Genomic DNA, 20,136 nt, shown 5'->3' with positions numbered 1-20,136 from the left:
TCTGTCGCACAATCTTTGTGCGGTATTGCCCAAAAAAATATTCCCACAGGGAGCACCCCGTGGGAATATTTCTATTTACAGCAATATTTCAAAGTCTGTATCAACATGCGAAGACCTGCAATCAGCCCAGAATTTCCGTCCAGGTGGGCTGCAAGCCGGCACCCTTTTCTGCACAGTAGCGGAGCAGTTCAAAGAGATCGGTAGAATCTACGCTGCCGTTACCGTCAATGTCAGCCGCAAGCAGTTCCTTGCCGGTCAGCGTGCCCTCGTTTCCGGCACCGACATTTGCCGTGTGCTGCAACAGTTCGAAAACATCAGAACTGTCGAGTTCCTTGCTGCCGTCGCAGTCGCCCCGCCCCATCAGCTGTATGGAGCCGTCCGACTCTGCCGCTGTATTGGGGACAGATTCATACATGATATAGGAAACACCTACTCGATCGATTTTCTCTCCGGCTTCCACCATGAGAGAAACTTTCCGCAGCAATTGATAACGCTGCTGCATGTCAAGAAATTTCTTGGGAATTATAGTACACGTGCCTTTTTCATTTTGTTCGATCTCCACATCAAAGTCCAGATCCAGATCTTCCGGTGTCAGAGCAGCTCCTTCTTTCAGAGTAACGCAACAAATACCAAAACTGTCTTGACAATCCCACATTGGTGCGATATTGTTTTCCTTTAAAGAAACGCCCCAGACTTCCTGCTGTACCGATACAAAACCGGACAAGGTCTGGAGGAACTGACAAAGTTTTTCCTCGTCCAGACGATACGATGATGTGCTGAATCGCAGCGTATATGCTCCGTTTCCCTCTGCGGTCATAGTCAGCTGGCGTGTTTCCGATTCTTCGGTACTCAATGCCTGATCGGCAGTCGGCTCCTCTGCATTTTCCTTTTTGGTCAGCAGACCGCAAAGCTGTTCTGTCAGTTCCCGCACATCTGCCACGTCCTGCTCCAGCTGAATCCGATATGCATACTCGTTGAGCTGAATCAAATCATCTTGTTCCGCCGTTGCATAGAAAATGTTGTCATACATGCCTACTGGTGTGGGATCTTTCAAGCCATAGTACATGCTTTCGCCCTTTTCCACATATGCCGTCTTGTCATTTTCCAGCATCTGCAGCACCTGTGCCAGCGGCACTTCAGCTTCCCCATTCATATGCATGGGGTATGCTGCTGCCGGCATCGTCATTGCACTTCCCAACAGTGCAGCTGCACAAACAGCAGAAATTATCCTTGTTCTTCTTTTCATAAAAATCGACCTCGCTTTCTAAAATAATAATATGCTATTGAAAATAAAAAGGAAAACCTTTATAAAAATTATATCATTTTTTCGGGGGGGTGTCAAGCCTTTTTATATATTTTGTACGATTTGCACAATAAAAATTGTAACAACTTACAAGAAAAAACGGTACGTCTGTTGCCAGTGCGTACCGTTTTCTCATAAGGTTATGAAAGAGTTCTAAAAGCGGGTGAAATCTCACCCTGAAAGGAAAGCAAATGTTGTGTGGGAAGTAGCATTAGTCCCGCTTTACGTGGAATGCTGCCATGCCCGGATATACGGCACTGTCGCCCAGTTCTTCTTCGATGCGGAGCAGCTGGTTGTACTTTGCCACACGCTCCGAACGGCTGGGAGCACCGGTCTTGATCTGGCAGGTATTCAGTGCAACTGCCAGATCAGCAATGGTCGTATCTGCGGTTTCGCCGGAACGGTGAGAAGAAATTGCAGTGTAGCCTGCATTGTGAGCCATCTGGATCGCTTCCAGTGTTTCGGAAACAGAACCGATCTGGTTCAGCTTGATCAGAATGGAGTTGCCGCAGCCCAGTTCGATGCCCTTCTTCAGACGTTCAGTATTGGTAACGAACAGGTCGTCGCCAACCAGCTGTACCTTGCCGCCCAGCTTTGCCGTCAGCTTCTGCCAGCCTTCCCAGTCTTCTTCGTCCAGAGCGTCTTCGATCGAGATGATCGGATACTTCTCTACCAGATCAGCCCAGTGCTGAATCAGTTCGTCGGAAGTAAAATCTCTGCCGGACTTCGGCTGGTGATAGAAGCCCTTGCCCTTTTCGCTTTTCCACTCAGAAGAAGCAGCGTCCATCGCGATCATGAAATCCCTGCCCGGCTCATAGCCTGCTGCCTTTACCGCTTCCAGAATGGTTTCAATGGTTTCGTCATCGCTGGACAGGTTCGGAGCAAAGCCGCCCTCGTCGCCGACAGAAGTTGCCAGTCCCTTGGACTTCAGGATCTTCGCCAGATTGTGGAACACTTCTGCACACCAACGCAGGGCTTCCTTAAAACTGGGAGCACCTACCGGCATGATCATGAATTCCTGTGTGTCTACCGTATTGGTGGCATGAGCACCGCCGTTCAGAATGTTCATCATCGGAACCGGCAGACGAGTGCCGGATACGCCGCCCAGAAAACGATACAGCGGAATGTCCAGTGCAGTTGCTGCGGCTCTTGCTGTGGCAATGGAAACTGCCAGAATCGCATTGGCACCCAGATTGGACTTGTCCTTGGTGCCGTCTGCGGCGATCATTGCCTTGTCTACTGCGTACAGATCAGATGCGTCCATACCAGTGAGAGTTTCGTGGATAACGGTATTGATGTTTTCTACAGCCTTGGTCACGCCCTTGCCCAGATAGCGAGCCTTGTCGCCGTCACGCAGTTCCAGTGCTTCGAATTCGCCGGTGGAAGCACCGCTGGGGGCAGTACCTCTTGCAACAGTACCGTCAACCAGTGTGACTTCTGCTTCTACAGTCGGATTGCCTCTGGAATCCAGAATCTCTCTGCCGACAACTTTTTCGATCTGCAAATAACTCATAGTAGAATACTCCTTTACGTATCGCGGAAGCACTGTACAAATCCCGCCTTTCGGCTGTGTACACAAGCTTTATACCGTGTTTCCTTCTCCATTACGCATGTTCATTTTGAAGTTAGTTATCTCTAACTAAAAACATTGTACCACAGAACCTTCGCCTTGTCAAGTATCCGACGAAAATTTTTCTACGGAAACACTGAATAAAGCTTGTGCAGTATTGCCTTCATGTGATACTGCCTGAAGTATGTGCAGATGTCGTAAGTTTATACCGTCGCTTCCAGAATTTCGCAAACCGTCAGCACTTCGCCGTCCACGGTAAAGCGGACTTCCAGACCGGCGAACGGGAAGCCGTACACCCGATCGGCGTCGTGCTGGTAGGACGGACGGGGGTCTTGTGCCAGCACCTCGGTCAGCCCTGCCCGCAGGGATTCCGGCACTTTCTCCAGCCAGACTTCCGGAAAGCGAACTTCCAGACGATGAGCCGCTGCCGGCAGAGCAAAACCGCCCCTGGCTTCGGGGTGGCTGTCAATGTGTGGCAGGTACGGCTTGATGTCGTAAATGGGCGTGCCGTGCATCAGGTCGGCACCGGAAACCGTCAGGTAGGGAGCATTCGCCCCGTGCAGCACGATTTCTTCCAGCTGCACCACCGACAGCCCCAGCGGATTGGGACGAAACGGTGAGCGTGTCGCAAAAACGCCCATGCGGACATTGCCGCCCAAACGGGGCGGGCGAACGGTAGGCGACCACTTCTGCCGCACCGCCTGCGAGAATTCCCAGATCAGCCAGATGTGGGAGTAATCCTCCAGCCCCCGAAATGCATCGGGATTCCGGTATTCCGGCTCCATGACAATGCGGGCATGCAGACTGTTGACCAGTCCACTCTGGCGGGGGATACCGAACTTGGTGGGGAAATCGTTTTCAATATGAGCAATAGGTTTCACAATAACAGTCCTTTCTGCGGAGATGCTGCTGCATCACGGAGTTATGCCAGATCTTTCTTCTGGAAGATCCGGCAGCTAAAGACATAGCACAGTCCGGAAACCACCAGCGACAGCACCGGCATGGCAATCGCCGCCGGCAGCAGCATTGCGGAAAATTCCGCAGGCAGGGTGGCAAGATTGTCTGTCATTTCCTGCATGAAAACGCTGCCCGCACCCATGAAAGCACACGCCGGAATCACATAGATCAAAATGGAGATCAGCCGTGCGTATTCCGGCGGGAACCGGAACAGCAGCAGTGTGGAAACGCTGCCCATGAGCAGCACAACCCAGAACACGAGCCATGCGGCAAACAGCATGTTGCAGAACGCCTTGACTTCAAACGTCCGCAGCACCAGACTGACAAGGGCTGCCAGCACGAGATACGCCAGTGTACTGCCACATACGATCAGCAGCTGCAACAGGAATTTCGACCGCACCACGTCTTTTCGCGTAACGGGCATCGTCAGTGCAAAGCGGTTCCAGTTGCAGGAATGGTCATAGGAAAAAGTGCTTGAGGTCTGCGAGTCCATCATCACCAGCCAGAAGCCCATGTAAGACCAGCCGCTCTGGATATTCACGCCGGAAACAGCCGCCATAAAGACGTACAGAATGAGGAAAATTCGTCCGCCTTTCCATATGGTATAGAAATCTTTCAAAAGCAGTCCTTTCATTTGCCCTGCACTCCTTTCACATACAACAACAGGATCTCGTCCATTGTGACCTGATCTATGACAGCCTCCGGATACTTCCGCAAAATTGCCTCCCGATCCGGCACGAGCACATCATAGGAATAGTCCTTTTTCCGCCACGCCAGCACCTCTGGCGATTTCAGCTTCTGGAATAATGCTTCTCCGCAGCGGAGAATGCCGTACTGCCAGAGCAGTTCATCCTTGGGCTTGGAAAGCAGCAGCTTTCCCGCATGGAGAAATGTCACATAATCCGCCACCTTTTCCAGATCACTGGTGATGTGGGTGGAGATCAGAATGGCATGCTCCTCGTCCTGCACGAATTCCAGAAACAAATCCAGCAGGTCGTCCCGCACCACAGGATCCAGTCCGCTGGTAGGCTCGTCCAGGATCAACAGCTTCGGGTGGTGTGCAAATGCCAGCACCAGCGAAAGCTTCATGCTCATGCCGCGGGACAGTTCCTTGACCTTCTGCTTGGGCAGCAGGGAGAACTGCTGCAACAGTTCCTGAAAATAGGCTTCGTCCCAGTTGGAATAGATGCTGCGGCAGATCTTCCCCGCCTTTTCCACCGTCAGTTCCGGTGAAAAGCAAAGACTGTCAAACACCACGCCGATCTGCTCCTTCATGGCAACGCTGTCTGTGTTCAGCGGTTCGCCGCAGAACAGCACCTCTCCGCACTCCCGCCGGATCAGCCCCAGAATGCCCCGAATGGTAGTGCTTTTTCCGGCTCCGTTTTCGCCTACTAAGCCCATGATCGTTCCACCGGCAATGGAAAAGCTGATGTGTTCCAGCCGGAAATTCACATAGGAACGCCCCAGATCCCGTACTTCTAAAATATTCTGCATGGCTATTCTTCCTCCCGATAAAAAATGGTCAGTGCCTGCACCAGCGATTCCAGCGAAATGCCGCTGACGCGGGCAATTTCCGCCGCCGCCAGCAGGTGCTCCTCCGCCTTTCGCTGCTGTTCTTCCCGATAGATCTCCGGATTCTGGTCAGCCACAAAGCTGCCCCGCCCGACTGTCGTTTCCAGAAATCCGTCCCGCTGTAGTTCCTCATACGCCCGCTGCACTGTAATCACGCTGACATGCAGGGACTTCGCCAGACTTCGCATAGACGGCAGCGATTCGCCGGCATGCAGCGTGCCGTCCATGATCTGGGCTTTCAGCTGCTCCGTGATCTGGGCGTAAATGGGCTTGCTGCTGTTGCCGCTGATGATAATTTCCACTGGCTCCACTCCTTTGTACCAATTGTACTGGTTCAATAAGTACATTATAGCACACAAAAGCTTGTCTGTCAAGCCGGCGGGAAAACTTTTTGGCAATACTGCACAATCTGCAAAGCCCACAGAAGCCATACCACATTTCCTGCAATTTTTTTCGCAAATCCCTTGCAAAATCTTCTGTGGTATGGTATGATAAATGTACGACCACACTGTCTTTATCGGTGATGGTCATTTGACATTGAAAATACAGATGTAAAGGAGATACTCCCTATGCAGTATGGTTATTTTGACCTGAAAAACAAAGAATACGTGATCGACCGACCGGATACGCCGGCACCCTGGGTAAACTACCTCGGTTCTCCGGAATACGGTGCAATGATCTCCAACAACGCTGCCGGATATAGCTTTGTCAAGTCCGGTGCAAACGGCAGAATCAGCCGTTTCCGCTTCAACTCCATGATGGCACTGCCCGGACGCTACATTTACCTGCGGGATAACGACACCAAGGATTACTGGTCTGCTACATGGCAGCCGGTAGGCAAGCCGCTGGATTCCTACAAGAGCGTCTGCCGCCACGGTACTGCTTACACCGTAATTTCCGCAGACTATGCCGGCATTTCCTCCGAAGTCACTTATTATGTACCCATCGGGGCAACTTATGAGGTATGGCGTGCAGTCATCACCAACAACAGCGACAAGCCGAGAAACCTGTCCACATTCGGTTTCGTAGAGTTCACCAACGACAACAACTACGAACAGGATCAGGTCAACCTCCAGTACACCCTGTTCATCACCCGTACCAGCTTTGAGGGCAACAAGATCCTCCAGCACATCAACGAAAATGACGGCAAGGACGCTACCGGTTCCAACCACAGAGAGCGTTTCTTCGGCATGGTAGGTGCTCCGATCTCCGGCTATAACGGCAATCTGGACAGCTTCATTGGTCCGTACCGCACCTATTCCAACCCAATCGCTGTAGAGCAGGGCAAGTGCACCGGTGAGATGAACTACAACAGCAATGCCTGCGGTGCTCTCCAGAGTGACATCACCCTCCAGCCGGGCGAATCTAAGGAACTGATCTTCGTACTGGGGCAGAAAGACAATGCACAGGCAAACGAAATCCTCGCTTCCTATGAAGCTGCCGGCAAGGTCGACAGCGAAGTAGAGGCTCTGAAGGAATACTGGCACAGCAAGCTGAACCATTTCCAGGTCAGCACACCGTCTGATGCGTTCAACAACATGATCAACGTCTGGAACGCTTATCAGTGCTTCATCACCTTTATCTGGTCCCGTGCCGCATCGTTTGTATACTGCGGTCTGCGGAACGGCTACGGCTACCGCGATACTGTACAGGACATTCAGGGTATCATTCATCTGGATCCGGAACTCGCCGCAGAAAAGATCCGCTTTATGCTGTCTGCACAGGTAGACAATGGCGGCGGTCTGCCGCTGGTCAAGTTCGACCACAACGCCGGTCATGAAAACACACCGGACGATCCGGAATATGTCAAGGAAACCGGTCACCCGTCCTACCGTGCAGACGATGCTCTGTGGCTGTTCCCCACCATTCGCAAGTATGTGGGCGAATCCGGCAACAAGGCATTCTATGACGAAGTGATCGTCTATGCAAACGGCGGCGAAGATACTGTTTACAACCACCTGAAGCGTGCGATCCGCTTCTCCATGGAACGTCTGGGCGACCACAACATGCCGGCTGGTCTGCACGCAGACTGGAACGACTGCCTGCGTCTGGGCAAAAAGGGCGAGTCCACTTTCGTGGCATTCCAGCTGTACTATGCAATGTCCATGATGCATGAACTGGCAGCAGAACGCAAGGACAGCGAGTATGTTTCCTATCTGGACAAGGCTCAGAAGGCTCTGGGCGAAGCACTGGCTGCATGCTGGGACGAAGACCGCTTTATCCGCGGTATCCGCGAAGACGGCGTAGTAGTTGGTGCCAAGAAGGATCCGGAAGCTTCCATGTGGCTGAACCCCCAGAGCTGGAGCGTCATTTCCGGCTTCGCTTCCAAGGAACAGAGCGACAAGGCAATGCAGTCTGTAGCAGACATTCTGGACACCCCGTATGGTGCAAAGCTGCTGGATCCGCCGTATATCGACCACTATTTCGACGGTGCCCTGATGCACATCTTCAATCCGGACACCAAGGAAAACGGCGGTATCTTCTCCCAGTCGCAGGGCTGGCTGATTCTGGCAGAGAGCCTGCTGGGACACGGTGACGATGCATTCCGCTACTTCGAGGAAAGTTCTCCGGCTTCCATGAACGACAAGGCAGAACAGCGTGTACTGGAACCGTATGTACACGGTCAGTTCACCGAGTCCACCGCTTCCCCGTATGCAGGACGTTCTCACGTACACTGGCTGACTGGTACCGCTTCCACCGTTATGGTTGGCTGCGTAGAGGGTATCTGCGGCATGCGTCCGGACGCTGACGGTCTGCACATCTGCCCGTCGATTCCGGCAGCATGGGACGGCTTCACCATGGAAAAACTGTTCCGCGGCAAGCAGCTGTCTATCACGGTCAAGAACCCGAACCACGTACAAAGCGGCGTGGCTTCCCTGACACTGAACGGCAAGGCACTGGACGGCGACTATGTACCGGCTGACGCACTGGCTGACAAGAACGAAATTGAAGTTGTTTTGGGCTAATTTCCCGAAAGGCAACTCTATAGCATAAATAAGCAATGCCCTTTCCGCAAAGGAAAGGGCATTTTTGTTGGAAACCATTATGTTCCGCAAAAAGTGCAGTATTGCCTTTACAATTTTGTCGCTTCATGGTATAATAAAGGCAATCTACACGAAAACAAAGGAGCATGCTATGAGATCCGCCAGAACTGCAAAACATATCATTATCGGACTGCTGCTGTTGGGAATTCTTCTCGTGGGCGGGTGGTATTTCCTATACCCCTACTCATTGGGCAGCCGTATTTCCGCAAGCGAACCCCTTTCTCTCTCAGTCAACATTACGGGCGTGACTGTCACCGGAAAAGACACCGTTGACACAGTGACCTATGAATTCCAGCCGGACACGCAGGAGTACAAGGCATTGGTTTCCCTGCTGAACGACTACGACTATCACCGCAGCTTCCTCACTCTGCTGCCACTGGAGGACTACACACCGGAAAGCAACACCACCACATTCCAGCTGCAAAGCACGGACAGCCAGTATCTGCTGACCGACAAGGGCGGCTTCTCTGCGGAGCCGGTTTCCGGCGGAAAATCTCTCGTCTACGCAATAGGGTATCTGGGCAGCGGCAAGGCGGAACAGCTTACCGCGGAATTGCAGGCACTGCTGAAAAGCTGCACGCCGGTGGAAACGCATGATGATACGGAAATGGGAACGACATAATGCAAACGGCAGGGAACCGATCAAAGTTCCCTGCCGTTTTTAAAGCCCGTTTACTGCACCGGCAGCGTATCCACCAGATGCACCAGAAATTCCATCAGCACAGTGGCATCTGCACTGTCAACTTCCCCGTCCTCATTGCAGTCCGCATTCTTCTTTGCCGCTTCGTTCAGCGAAACCGTTCCGGCACTCGCCTTTGCAAGCAGTACTGCGTCCTGAATGTCAATTCTGCTGTCCAGATCGACATCACCGCAAAGCCATTCTTCCGACAGTGCCACAAACGGAATCTCGTTCTCTGCCGCATACTGTTCCGCAGTAGAACCAGCATAGCCATAGATCACCAGATTTTCATTGCGGTTCGGATCGGTTTCCAGCCAGACGGACACATAGCCCAGTCCGGTATCCGTCAGGTCAACATCACGGGAGAGAATGGTCACTTTCTCCAGAGTCGAATCACTTTCCAAAGCATTGTCACCGATCTCCTCCACCCCTGCCGGAATGATGAGTTCTTTTACGCCGGCATCATAAAATGCGTGATTTCCAATGGTTTTCAGGCTGTCCGGCAAGGTGATCTGGGTGCAGTGGGTATTCTCAAATGTACTGTCCCCGATAGAAACCAAGCTGTTTCCCAGCTGTACCGTTTCTGCATCTGCAAGTCCGAGAAATCCCAATGCCACGTCCAGTTGTGTCACCGTGTCGGAAACTGCAATGTGCTTGATACCAGTAAACGCTGTCTGCACTGCATAAACCTCCGGCATCAGCTCTGCGAGCACTGCGTTCTTTTCCTCGCTGCCCATTGCAGAAGGGTCATGGCCATTTGCCTCCAGCAGTTCCGTCAATTCGTTTGCTGCCGCATTCAACCATGCATGATATTCTTCCCAAGGATAAACACCCTTTTCTATGGTGCAGGTATCCCCCTGTATTGAAATCTCCACACCGTCCGCCGTTGCAGATTCCCATGTGCAATGCACCGTATCCCCGTCAACTGTCCATGTCATGGTATCTCCCAATGTGCCGGTAGCTTCCTCTGCGGAAACCGGCAGCCCTGCCGTTCCGGTCAGCATTGCCAATACCGCCAGAAGTGCAGTCATTTTCTTGCACGCTTTCATACGATCACCCTTTCTTGTAAATCCCTGCATAGAGCCGTCTATGCATCGTTCCTTGTTTTTACATGAAATCTGTAACTGAAAAATCCAATTTCATGTGATTTTGCACTTATATTTCATACTATATCATATCCGTATTGCTTTGTCAACTTTTTTTGCAGAGAATTCATAAATTCAGCAGAGCAACAAAAAACGCACCACTTCTGGTGCGTTTTTCTATAGGCAAGTTGAAAAGTACGCTTATCCCTGCCACGGAGCAGCATAGACGGAATCCACGCCCAGATATTCCTCCAATGTCAGGTCATATTTCTGGATTTCCTTTGCAATGTCCACGCCCACATAGCGGATATGCCACGGCTCATACTGATAGCCGGTGACATCTTCCTTGCCCTGCGGGAACCGGATAATGAAGCCATAGTCTGCACAGTGCTGTGCCAGCCACGCGGCTTCCGGCGTATCGCCAAAGGCATCGTCAATAGTGTTGCAGTCAATGGTCAGTCCGGTCTGGTGCTCGGAATAGCCTGGACGGGCAGAAAAGCTGTCCGCCTGTTCCGAACCGTAGAGATCGCAGTAGTTGTTATAGATCTTCACCTGATAGGCATAATCCCGATAATCGGAACCAATATACAGATCCAGCCCCTCCTGTGCCGCCGCGTCACTTAGCTTCTGAAACGCGTCCTTGGTAATGGGCTGCAAGCCGGGATCATAGTCGGCAGACAGCGGATAGGACTTGTTGACGATCAGAATGCCGTCTGCATAGGTTCCCTCCTGCCGCTGTTCCAGATGCCGCACGGCGATCTGGTAATTAGTCTTGCCGTCAGTGATCTGGCATCTGCCCTGCTGTACGCCGGTGACTGTGCCGCTGCTGTCCACTTCTGCAACGGAAGTGTCACTGCTGTTCCAGCTGCCGTCTGCTGCGGGGAGCTGTGCTGTGCTGCCCTCCAGCACCGCCAGAAATCCCTGTGCATCGGTATTAGCCGGCGTATCGGGAGCATTGGTTCCGGCGGCAGTGCTGCTGTCAGAAGCGCTGTTCTGCAAGGCAGAGGATTCTCCAGCGCGGTTCAGTGTGTTGGGGATGAACAAGAGCCACACAGAAAACCCCAGCACTGCCAGACAGAGCAGCAGTGCAATCAGGCATAACTGTTTTTGCCGTTTCCGGCGGTGCTGTTGGTTTCTACTCATATGAAACATCCCTTTCTCTGCGCGTTATTGTGCACGATAGATCACCGTGCTGTCAGTGAGATCATAGCCGCTCAGTCCGCTGGTGCCGTCAGAAGCTTCGCCCGCAAAAGCAAAGCGATATGCGGTGATCGTCTTCACCTCTGACGGATTGATGGGTTCGCTGTAGCAAAGCACATCTGCGGCGCTGTCCGCATCCCAATAGGCCTCTGTCAGCGGCACATACTGCCCGATGGTGTCTGTTCCGCAGACGGGCAGTGCATGGATACGCCGCAGCATCTCCTCCCCTTCTGCATTCTGTACCAACTCATCAAAAATCTTTCTGCCGTCTTTCAGCGTGATGACATAATCGACTGTGTGGCTCTCGTCATCCCATTCTGCCGGAGCTGTGATCGTTGCCGAAAGTTCCTGCAAGTTCACTGTGCCTCCGTCAAAATCGGCTGTGATGGGCGCTGCGCTGACAAAATCCAATGCCACACAGGTGTGCCAGCTGCCGGAGATCACGCCGTCTGTCTCCGCGTAGAGTTCCTTTTCCCGGTCGCTGCACTTCTGCGCCAGTTGGCTTTCCCGGCGATAAGCTTTCCAAGCGTTTACATCAAAACCTGCCGGAAGCTCGCCGCTCCCCCAGTCTTTCAACGCATCTTCCCCGAAGTTCTGCCGGACATACTCCTGTAGGAACTGGTCGTCATAGGCTGTTAGCTGTTCCCAGATCTGAGAGACCTGCGCTTCAGTATAGAAATTTTCAAAGGTCACATCCAGGACTTTTCCCTGCAGACCGGTGCGGTTGATGCGGAGATTGATATAATACGCCCCGTCCTTTTCCCGGACATCTGCCGTTCTGCCATAGCAGTCCAGCACTTCACTGCTGCCGTCTGCATTTTGTAAAGTCAGCTGATAGGGCAGCGCCAAGCCGTCCTGCAACGCCGCACCGTCTATGGCAGTCACCTGAAAGCTCAGCATTGCCTGGCTGTCATCGCCGTACATGCCCAGCAGCTTAAACTGCACGTCCTCGTTGGTGCTGTCAAACTCTGCCGCCGGCGTAGTGACCAGAGCCGCCAGCTTTTCCGGATCTTTCGGTGTTTCTTCACCGATCAGGCTCTGGAAGAATGCGTCCAGTCCGCCGTAGCCGGCTGCTGCTACCAGCGTTGTGCCGCCAGTGACCAGCACTGCCGCTGCGGCGATGCCTGCCACCCACTTGGTTATGTGCATGCGATTCCGCTTCGGCTGCGGAGCAATACCAGTTTGTTCCTGCACCCGTTTCCAAATTGCATCGGTATGAATCGGCTGGGTTTCCAGCTTCGGCACACCATTTTTTTCTGCTGCATAGTGGTCAAACCAATCAAAGCAATTCCATTTCATGAGATAGCTCCTTTCCCCATGGCGGTGAAGCGAACCTGCTGCACTGCCGGTGTGTCTTCATACGCATATCCCCGTTCCACCAGTTCCTGCTGCAACTTCTTTCTGGCACGGCTCATTCGCATTTTCACTGCGGATTCGCTCATGTGCAGCATGTCGGCGATCTGACGGACGGGTTCATAGCAATAGTAGTACCGCACCAGAATCTCCCTGTCCTTTGCGGAGAGGGTGTCCAGTACGTCCTGCAGCAGTTCCCCCAGAATCTTCTGGTCGATGCTGCCTTCTACATCTTCTTCGCTGCCGATCTCCACCAGATCTTCCAGATTCACGGTTTCGTGATAGCTGCGGATCCGGTTCTTCGCCCGATTTCGGGCAATTGCCGCCAGATATGCCGTCAGCTTTCCGGCTTTCAGCTGGTCGGTATGTTCCCACACCGCCAGAAACACATCTGCCGTCAGTTCTTCCACGTCCGGTTCTGCCAGATACTTTCCGATAATATTGCGTATGATCGTTCCCACATAGGGGCTATAAGTTGTAATCAACTCCTCCAGAGCCTGCGGCTGGTGCTGTTTGAGTCTGCGTATCAGAGAACGTTCCTGCACGCTGGTTCACTCCTTTCGTATGTTCCGAACGGCCGTTCACCTATAACAACACGCATTCCGCAGAAATGGTCACATGATTGGTGTTTCCCTATTCCTCGTCTTCCTCGTCTTTCTTTTCGTCCTCTGCTGCCGGCATATCGGCGTGACCGATATGGTGCAGCTGGCTGTGTGAAATGGTCTGCTCATAGTCTGCCACTTCTTCCGCCTCGTCCTCGTCGTCATCGTCCAGAATGCTGCGGTAGCCGTCATCATATTCCGGTTTCTCCTCTGCAGCTTCGTCCTGCTTGCCACGCTGGGAGAGCGGGATCTTGTGCTCGGCTTCGGCTTCCTGCAAGGCTTTCTTTTCCTCTGCTGTCATCATGTTCCGGCGGATCAGGCGAATTGCGATCAGCAGCACTGCCACCAAAACCACCGCCAGTATGCCCCACAGCATAACAGCTTTCCAGTTGACGTTCATTGCCTTGAAGCTGATCTTCACGTCGCAGTCCTTGACATAATCTGATGCTGCACCGGTATAGCCGATCAGCAGGAAGCCGTCCAGAGCCTTGACTTTCAGATTGTCGCCGGAGTCTGACGAAACTGTCACATAGTCCTCGCTGTCGTCATCGTCAGCCGGAGAGGTACAGCCAAAAGCGTACTTGCCCACAGAGGAAACCCGCTTCGGCAGCTGAACTTCTTTCAGGTTGTCGTCACAGAAAAAGGCGTAGTCCCCGATTTCCAGATCGCCGCCCTCGCCGCCGTCCTCGTCAGAGGCACCGGAAAAAGTGACAGAAGTCAGACCAGTACAGTCGGCAAATGCAGTCGTTCCAATGGTGGTAACTGCTTTCGGAATAGTCAGGCTGGTCAGCCCGCTGCAAAAATCGAATGCCATTTCGCCGATGTACTGTAATTTCTCATCAAAGTTGATCTGCTGGAGGTTGCCTGCTGCAAAGAACGCACCGGCATAGACCACCAGTGTGCTTTCCGGCAAAGTAAAGCTGGTATCCGTCCGCCCTGCGGGGTAGAGATACAGAATGCTTTCCTCTGTATCATACAGCACGTTGTCCACTGCCTGATATTTGGTGTTGCCGTCCTCTACCGCAATGGTTTCCAGCGACGGGCATGCCACAAAGGACATAGCTCCGATATTCTCCAGATTCTTCGGAACGGTAAAGGACTTCAGGGACATGCAGCCGTAAAAGGTATAGCCGCCCAGTTCCGTCACCTTTTCCGGAATCTGCACTTCGTCCAGAGCCGTGCAGTAGTAGAACAGCTGGTCGCCCAGTGTTTCCACTGTATCGGGCAGCGTCACCGTTTCCAGACTGGTACAGTAGCCGAATGCCATATCGCCGATCTCCGTGGTGTCCTTGCCCAGCGTCAGGTCAGTCAGTGCGGTACAGCTGAAAAATGTGCCCTGCTCGATTTTGGTCACAGCGTCCGGTACAGTCACTTTGGTCAGTGCGGTACAGCCGTAAAAGGCAGCCGAACCGATCTCGGTCACACTGGCGGGAATGGTCACACTTTGCAGCGACGTGCAGTTGGCGAAAGCTTCTTCCCCGATCGATACAATGTCATAGCCGTCGATTTTCGGCATGATACTGATATGAGTCGCCGACTCCACACAGTCAGTGACAGAAACTGTGGTATTGCTCAGCTTTTTATAGGTCAGCGTGCCGTCATCGAACGTGTCACTGCTCTCGGCAGTAGTGGTTTCTGCCGCCCATACCACGCCGCCGGCAGGCAGCAGAGCACAGACAGCAACCGATGCTGCGGCAAGGGCAGCAGCACCGCGTTTGAATGCAAATGGAAATGTAGACTTCATGGATTTCGGGTTCCTTTCTGCGGCAAGTGTGCCGGTATCACTTTTTCTTTGTTGCCGAGGCATGCCGACTGGTAGGCCGGATCTTATTCCGACTCTGGTGCACAGCGATCAGCGTAACAATACCGCCGGCAACGACTACAGTGATCCCGCCGCCGATCAGCCAGTATTTATAGGTGTTTGCTCTCCAGTGCTGCATGTACTTCCGCACCGCTTCGCTGCCGTCGTTGTACACGTACAGCTGGTCGATCTCTTTTGCCTCGTTATCTTTGGCATCGGACGGCGTATAGTATCCGATCGCCTGTTCCCCGATCTCTGTAATGCTTTTCGGCAGATTCATCTGCAATAGTGCCACACAGTTATAGAAGCACTGGTCGCCGATCGTGGTCAGACCGTCCGGCAGTTCCAGTTTTTTCAGCTTGGCACAGGAATAGAAGCAATGATTCCCCAATTTTCGTATGGTGGACGGCAGTGTTGCCTCCTCCATGGACAAACAGTAGGCAAATACTGCCCCGTTCAGTTCTGTGATGCCCTCCGGCACAGTGATGCTTTTCAGAGCCGTGCAGTAATAGAAGCAGTCCTCTCCGATCGCAGTCACCCCGTCAATGTTGATCTGCTCCAATGCTGTAGAGCCGATAAAGCTCCAGTCCGCCAGCGTGGTACAGCCCTCCGGCACGGTGTAGCTGGTTTCCGCCTTTGCCTGCGGATAGCGGAGCAGCGTTTCTCCGTCTGCGGTAAACAGCACGCCGTCCTGCTCCTGATACGCCGGATTTTCCGGTGCAACGGAAAATGCCGTCAGTGCCTGACAGCCGTCAAACACATAATTTCCCAGCGTGGTGCAGGAAGCAGGCAGGGAAACGGTTTCCAGCACCTGACAGTTCTGGAACGCATAGTCCCCGATGCTGACAATGCCCTCGGACAGGGTCACTTCCTGTAGTGCAGTGCAGCTGTAGAACGCCTCGCTGCCAATGGTCTGGATATTGGCGGGCACCGTAAAGCTGGGAAAATAGCTGCAATTGTAGAACGCCGCCTCCGGCAGTTCTGTCAGCGTGGAGGGAATGTTCACCTCACTCAGCATGGTGCAGGATTCAAAAGTACCCTTTCCCAGTTCCCGCAGTCCCTCCGGCAAAGACACTGTACACAGCATGGGACAGTCCGAAAAGGCACTTTCCCCGATTTTTGTCACGTGGGACGGAATCGTCAGCGAGGTCAGGAACTGACAGTTCATAAAGGCGGCATCACCGATCTCTGTCACCGGTTTCCCGTCGATCTCCTCCGGCAGGTTCGCTGCTGTGGCAGAAGTGTCACAGGAGGTAATGGTCACGCCGGTGTCATTTCCCCGATAGGTGAACACATCATAGGCAGCATCGCCGGAAGTGTCCACAGAAATGCCGCTGTCATCTTCTGTTGCATTCTCCGTTGTCATTGCCGCCGCTGCCGGCACTGCACCCAGCAGTCCGGCACACAGCGTGGTTCCCAAAAGTCCGCAAATCAGCTGTTTCCACGTTCTCATTTGGTATCCTCATGGTCTGCCGCTTCCGGCTTTTCTTCACTTTCCACAGACTGGGTATCCTTTTTGGCTGCCTTGCCGGATTTCTTCTGCTTTCCGCCGCCAGCAAAGATCAGCACTCCGCCGCCGATGAGCAGTACCAGTGCACCGGCTCCCAGCAGGATCCACTTGCCGTATTTCTGCCAGCCGCTTTCGGTTTCCTCAACAGCAACAGCCGTATTCTCCGTATCCGAAACTTCCTCGGACATCACGCTGCGGAATTTGAAGTTGTTGGAATAGTCGTTTTCAGAGTCCTCTGCGGTGCAGTATGCCTCTGCCTGTGAACCGACCTTGCCGTAGATCACGAAGTCCTGTACCTTGGTCACCATATCGGCTTCATAGCCGAATGCACAGAATCCAATGGTGGAAACGCTTTCCGGAATGGTCACTTCTTTCAAACCGGTGCCGGCAAAGGCTGCCATTTGAATATCCGTCAGGCTGTCGTAAAATGTCACCTTGGTCAAGCTGGTTTCGCCGGCAAAGGCTGCCGCCTGAATCAGTTCCAGATCTTTCGGCATGTCGATTTCCGAAATGCCAGTGCAGTATGCAAAGGCATACTGTCCGATTTCCGTGACAGTATCCGGCAGATCCAGAGAAGTCAGTGCCGAGGAGGCAAATGCCCAGTCATCAATGTACAGCAGTCCGTCCGGAAATGTCACGTCAGTCAGCTTGGTATTGGAAAAAGCAGAGGTCCAGATCTCTCTGACAGTGTCCGGAATGGTATAGGACGTGCCCTCCATTGCCTGCGGATAGACGATCAGATCTTCTCCGTTTGCGGAAAACAGTACGCCGTCCGTCACCGTAAACGCCGTGTTGCCCTCTGCCAGCGACACCTGTTCCAGCACGGTGCAGCCGTAGAAGCAGGAACTGTTGATTGTGTCAACCGTTGCCGGAATGGTGATCGAAGTGATCATATCCTTGGTGGCAAATGTGCCGCTGCCCAGTGTGGTAACGGTGTGCCCGTCCAGCTTGTCCGGTATCGTAACGGCAGTTTCGCTGCCGTTATACTTGGTAATGGTGGCGTTGTCACCGTCCAGCGTATAGGAATAATCCCCGCTGGTCAGCGTTTCTTTGCTGCTCTCATCGCTGGATAAGCTGTCTGCGTCGATCACGCTTTCTTCGCCGCTCTGGGCAGAGGTTTCTTCCTCTGCCGCAGCCGACAGTCCCAGTGCCTGTGTCATCATGACGACTGCCGCAGTCAGCAGCACGATTTTGGTATGTTTCATGTTTTTCCCGTTCCTTTTCTATTATTCCACTGTCACGGACTTTGCCAGATTCCGCGGCTTATCTACATCATTGCCCTTGAGCACAGAAGTATAGTATGCGATCAGCTGCAACGGTACCACAGCGATCATGGGCATCAGCAGGTCGTCAAATTCCGGCAGACCAAACTTCAGGTCTACTGCGTCCGGATCCACATTGTCGCTCTCACGGCACACCAGAATGACCCGTGCACCACGTGCCTTGACTTCCTTGATGTTGCTGATGGTCTTTTCCCGCAGTGCCTTCTGGGTCGCTACGGCAATGACCGGCATGTTTTCCGTAATCAGCGAAATGGTGCCGTGCTTCAGTTCTCCGGCTGCATAAGACTCCGAGTGGATATAGGAGATCTCTTTCAGCTTCAGCGAGCCTTCCATGCTCAGGGCGTAGTCCAGTCCGCGTCCGATGTACAGCAGGCTGTCGGCGGTGATGAGGGAGGAGGCAATATACTGTGTCTGCTCCTTGTGTTCCAGAATGCCGGTGATCACTTCCGGCGTTTCCTGCAAAAGCTTTACCAGACGGCGGCACTCTGTTTCGTCAATGTTGCCCACAGCCAGAGCCAGCTCAAAGGCAAACAGATACATCACCGCGATCTGCACCATGTACGCCTTGGTCGATGCCACGGCAATTTCCGGTCCGGCATGGGTGTAGATCAGCATATCTGCTTCCCGTGCAATGGAACTGCCCATTGCGTTGACAATGGCGAGAGTCTTTGCCCCCAGCGATTTCGCCAGCCGCAGAGCTGCCAGACTATCGGCAGTTTCGCCGGACTGGGAGATGATGATGACCAGATCGCCCTCTCCCACCAGCGGTTCCCGATAGCGGAATTCCGAAGCGATGTCCACCGTTACCGGCACCCGTGCCAGCTTTTCAATGACATACTTGCCCACTGTTCCGGCATGCATTGCCGTACCGCAGGCAACTACCTGAATATGCCGGAATTCCCGCAGCACCTCCGGTGTGATGCCGCATTCCTCCAGATTCGGCAAGCCGTCCTGAATCCGCGGCAGAATGGTGTTGCGAATCGCGTTGGGCTGTTCGTGGATCTCTTTCAGCATAAAGTGGGCATAGCCGCCCTTGCCGATCGCCTCCACATCCCAGTCTGCGGTTTTCAGTTCCTTTTTCACCGGCTGCCCGAACGCATCGAAGATCTGTACGCCGTTGTCGTCCAGCACAGCAATTTCCTCGTGTTCCAGCAGATAGTAATCTCTGGTGTATTCGATGATTGCCGGCACATCAGAGGCAATAAAGCTTTCGCCCTTGCCGACACCCACGATCAGCGGGCTTTCGCAGCGGACAGCGTACACCTGCTCGGGGTGGTCTGCGAAGATAATGCCCAGCGAATAGGAACCTTCCAGATCGCGGACGGTTTCCGAAATGGTCTGAATGGGGCTGCCGTTATAGCGGTAGTCCAGCAGCTTTGCCACCACTTCGGTGTCAGTGTCGCTGGTAAAGGTCACGCCTTTTCCCGCAAGGAAGTCCTTGAGTTCCTTATAGTTCTCGATGATGCCGTTATGTACGATCGTCACTCTGCCGCCGCTGTGGGGGTGAGCGTTTACGTCAGAGGGTTCGCCATGGGTCGCCCAGCGGGTGTGACCAATGCCCACATGCCCGAAAGGTCTGCCCTCACGCTCCATTTTTTCCTCCAGATCTTTCAGTCTGCCCTTGGACTTCGCCACAGTGATTTTTCCGTCCTGAAAGACAGCAATGCCGGCAGAGTCATAGCCGCGGTATTCCAGTTTTCCCAGACCGTTCAGCAGGACCTCCGTACAGTCCCGTTTGCCCACATATCCAACAATTCCACACATCTTTTGTGCCTCACTTTCGTTTTCATGGCAGCTCCGCACCAAACCGGTGCAAAGTCGCTTCATATGCATCGTGTCCCAAATGACCGGACACTACATATTATGGCAACACTGCACCTAGTCTGCCTGCGAAATTTCTATGCAATCTGCCAAAAAATCTGACGATGCACCTTACACACAAGCTTTGCACGGTGTTGCCTTATCAATTATACCATAACCGCACTGGAATTGCAACTGATTTTTTAGTGAAAATTACGTGATATGGGTTTGTGAAACAAAGGGAATTCCGGCAATTCGACAGCAAAAACAACTTTTTCGATTCTGCGGAATTTTCAAAAAATCGCCGAATGCAGTTGCAGTCTGTCGAAAAATGTGATATACTAAGGGCAATACCGCACAAAGAGCGTCTGGCGACT

The 20,136-nt window shown here is 53.0% G+C and carries 16 protein-coding genes; 2 read left to right on the top strand and 14 right to left on the bottom strand.

The features are described from left to right. Positions 1 to 121: 121 nt before the first annotated feature. The 6 genes from RUMCAL_RS11760 to RUMCAL_RS11735 form a co-directional block, all read right to left on the bottom strand. Positions 122 to 1,246 carry a dockerin type I repeat-containing protein gene (locus RUMCAL_RS11760; RefSeq protein WP_156902546.1) on the bottom strand — a complete coding sequence of 375 codons (1,125 nt, stop codon included), beginning with the start codon at positions 1,244 to 1,246 and terminating at the stop codon, positions 122 to 124. Between the two features lie 268 nt (positions 1,247 to 1,514). Next, a complete protein-coding gene (eno, locus tag RUMCAL_RS11755; protein WP_021683131.1) occupies positions 1,515 to 2,816 on the bottom strand; it encodes a phosphopyruvate hydratase in 1,302 nt (433 codons plus the stop codon). A 260-nt stretch (positions 2,817 to 3,076) separates the two neighbouring features. Further along, positions 3,077 to 3,754 (bottom strand): tRNA (N6-threonylcarbamoyladenosine(37)-N6)-methyltransferase TrmO, encoded by a 678-nt coding sequence (gene tsaA / locus RUMCAL_RS11750; RefSeq protein ID WP_021683129.1) that lies wholly within the window; start codon positions 3,752 to 3,754, stop codon positions 3,077 to 3,079. Positions 3,755 to 3,795: 41 nt separating this feature from the next. After that, on the bottom strand, positions 3,796 to 4,464 hold the full coding sequence (locus tag RUMCAL_RS11745) for an ABC-2 transporter permease (RefSeq protein WP_021683128.1): 669 nt from the start codon (positions 4,462 to 4,464) through the stop codon (positions 3,796 to 3,798). Further along, positions 4,461 to 5,324 (bottom strand): ABC transporter ATP-binding protein, encoded by an 864-nt coding sequence (locus RUMCAL_RS11740; protein WP_021683127.1) that lies wholly within the window; start codon positions 5,322 to 5,324, stop codon positions 4,461 to 4,463. The genes RUMCAL_RS11745 and RUMCAL_RS11740 overlap by 4 nt, the downstream gene beginning before the upstream one ends. A 2-nt stretch (positions 5,325 to 5,326) precedes the next feature. Next, entirely contained in the window at positions 5,327 to 5,704 is a 378-nt protein-coding gene (locus tag RUMCAL_RS11735) for a GntR family transcriptional regulator (protein WP_040648127.1), read from the bottom strand. Between the two features lie 267 nt (positions 5,705 to 5,971). Here RUMCAL_RS11735 and RUMCAL_RS11730 point away from each other — a divergent pair, with 267 nt between their 5' ends. Both RUMCAL_RS11730 and RUMCAL_RS11725 read left to right on the top strand, forming a co-directional pair. Next, positions 5,972 to 8,368 (top strand): glycoside hydrolase family 94 protein, encoded by a 2,397-nt coding sequence (locus RUMCAL_RS11730; RefSeq protein WP_021683125.1) that lies wholly within the window; start codon positions 5,972 to 5,974, stop codon positions 8,366 to 8,368. A gap of 169 nt (positions 8,369 to 8,537) precedes the next feature. Then, on the top strand, positions 8,538 to 9,068 hold the full coding sequence (locus tag RUMCAL_RS11725; protein ID WP_040648126.1) for a hypothetical protein: 531 nt from the start codon (positions 8,538 to 8,540) through the stop codon (positions 9,066 to 9,068). Positions 9,069 to 9,118: 50 nt separating this feature from the next. On the opposite strand, the gene RUMCAL_RS11720 is transcribed toward RUMCAL_RS11725, so the two are convergent. The 8 genes from RUMCAL_RS11720 to glmS form a co-directional block, all read right to left on the bottom strand. Further along, positions 9,119 to 10,174: a leucine-rich repeat protein gene (locus tag RUMCAL_RS11720; protein WP_040648125.1), complete on the bottom strand. Its 1,056-nt coding sequence runs from the start codon at positions 10,172 to 10,174 to the stop codon at positions 9,119 to 9,121. Positions 10,175 to 10,411: 237 nt separating this feature from the next. Next, entirely contained in the window at positions 10,412 to 11,353 is a 942-nt protein-coding gene (locus tag RUMCAL_RS14815; RefSeq protein WP_051343847.1) for a D-alanyl-D-alanine carboxypeptidase family protein, read from the bottom strand. 24 nt (positions 11,354 to 11,377) lie between these two features. Then, entirely contained in the window at positions 11,378 to 12,709 is a 1,332-nt protein-coding gene (locus tag RUMCAL_RS11710) for a hypothetical protein (protein ID WP_021683120.1), read from the bottom strand. Beyond that, positions 12,706 to 13,308 carry an RNA polymerase sigma factor gene (locus RUMCAL_RS11705; RefSeq protein WP_021683119.1) on the bottom strand — a complete coding sequence of 201 codons (603 nt, stop codon included), beginning with the start codon at positions 13,306 to 13,308 and terminating at the stop codon, positions 12,706 to 12,708. The genes RUMCAL_RS11710 and RUMCAL_RS11705 overlap by 4 nt, the downstream gene beginning before the upstream one ends. A gap of 88 nt (positions 13,309 to 13,396) precedes the next feature. Then, positions 13,397 to 15,109, bottom strand: coding sequence for a leucine-rich repeat domain-containing protein (locus tag RUMCAL_RS11700; protein ID WP_040648124.1), 1,713 nt, complete (start codon positions 15,107 to 15,109; stop codon positions 13,397 to 13,399). Between the two features lie 37 nt (positions 15,110 to 15,146). Then, on the bottom strand, positions 15,147 to 16,619 hold the full coding sequence (locus RUMCAL_RS11695) for a leucine-rich repeat domain-containing protein (protein ID WP_021683117.1): 1,473 nt from the start codon (positions 16,617 to 16,619) through the stop codon (positions 15,147 to 15,149). Next, positions 16,616 to 17,881 carry a leucine-rich repeat domain-containing protein gene (locus RUMCAL_RS11690; RefSeq protein ID WP_021683116.1) on the bottom strand — a complete coding sequence of 422 codons (1,266 nt, stop codon included), beginning with the start codon at positions 17,879 to 17,881 and terminating at the stop codon, positions 16,616 to 16,618. Before RUMCAL_RS11690 ends, RUMCAL_RS11695 begins: the two co-directional genes overlap by 4 nt. 21 nt (positions 17,882 to 17,902) lie before the next feature. Then, positions 17,903 to 19,723 (bottom strand): glutamine--fructose-6-phosphate transaminase (isomerizing), encoded by a 1,821-nt coding sequence (glmS, locus tag RUMCAL_RS11685; protein WP_040648133.1) that lies wholly within the window; start codon positions 19,721 to 19,723, stop codon positions 17,903 to 17,905. Between the last annotated feature and the right edge of the window lie 413 nt (positions 19,724 to 20,136).

The organism is Ruminococcus callidus ATCC 27760 (assembly GCF_000468015.1).
Taxonomy (GTDB): Bacteria; Bacillota; Clostridia; order Oscillospirales; family Ruminococcaceae; genus Ruminococcus_C; species Ruminococcus_C callidus.
This window is presented reverse-complemented; position numbering and strand designations above follow the sequence as displayed.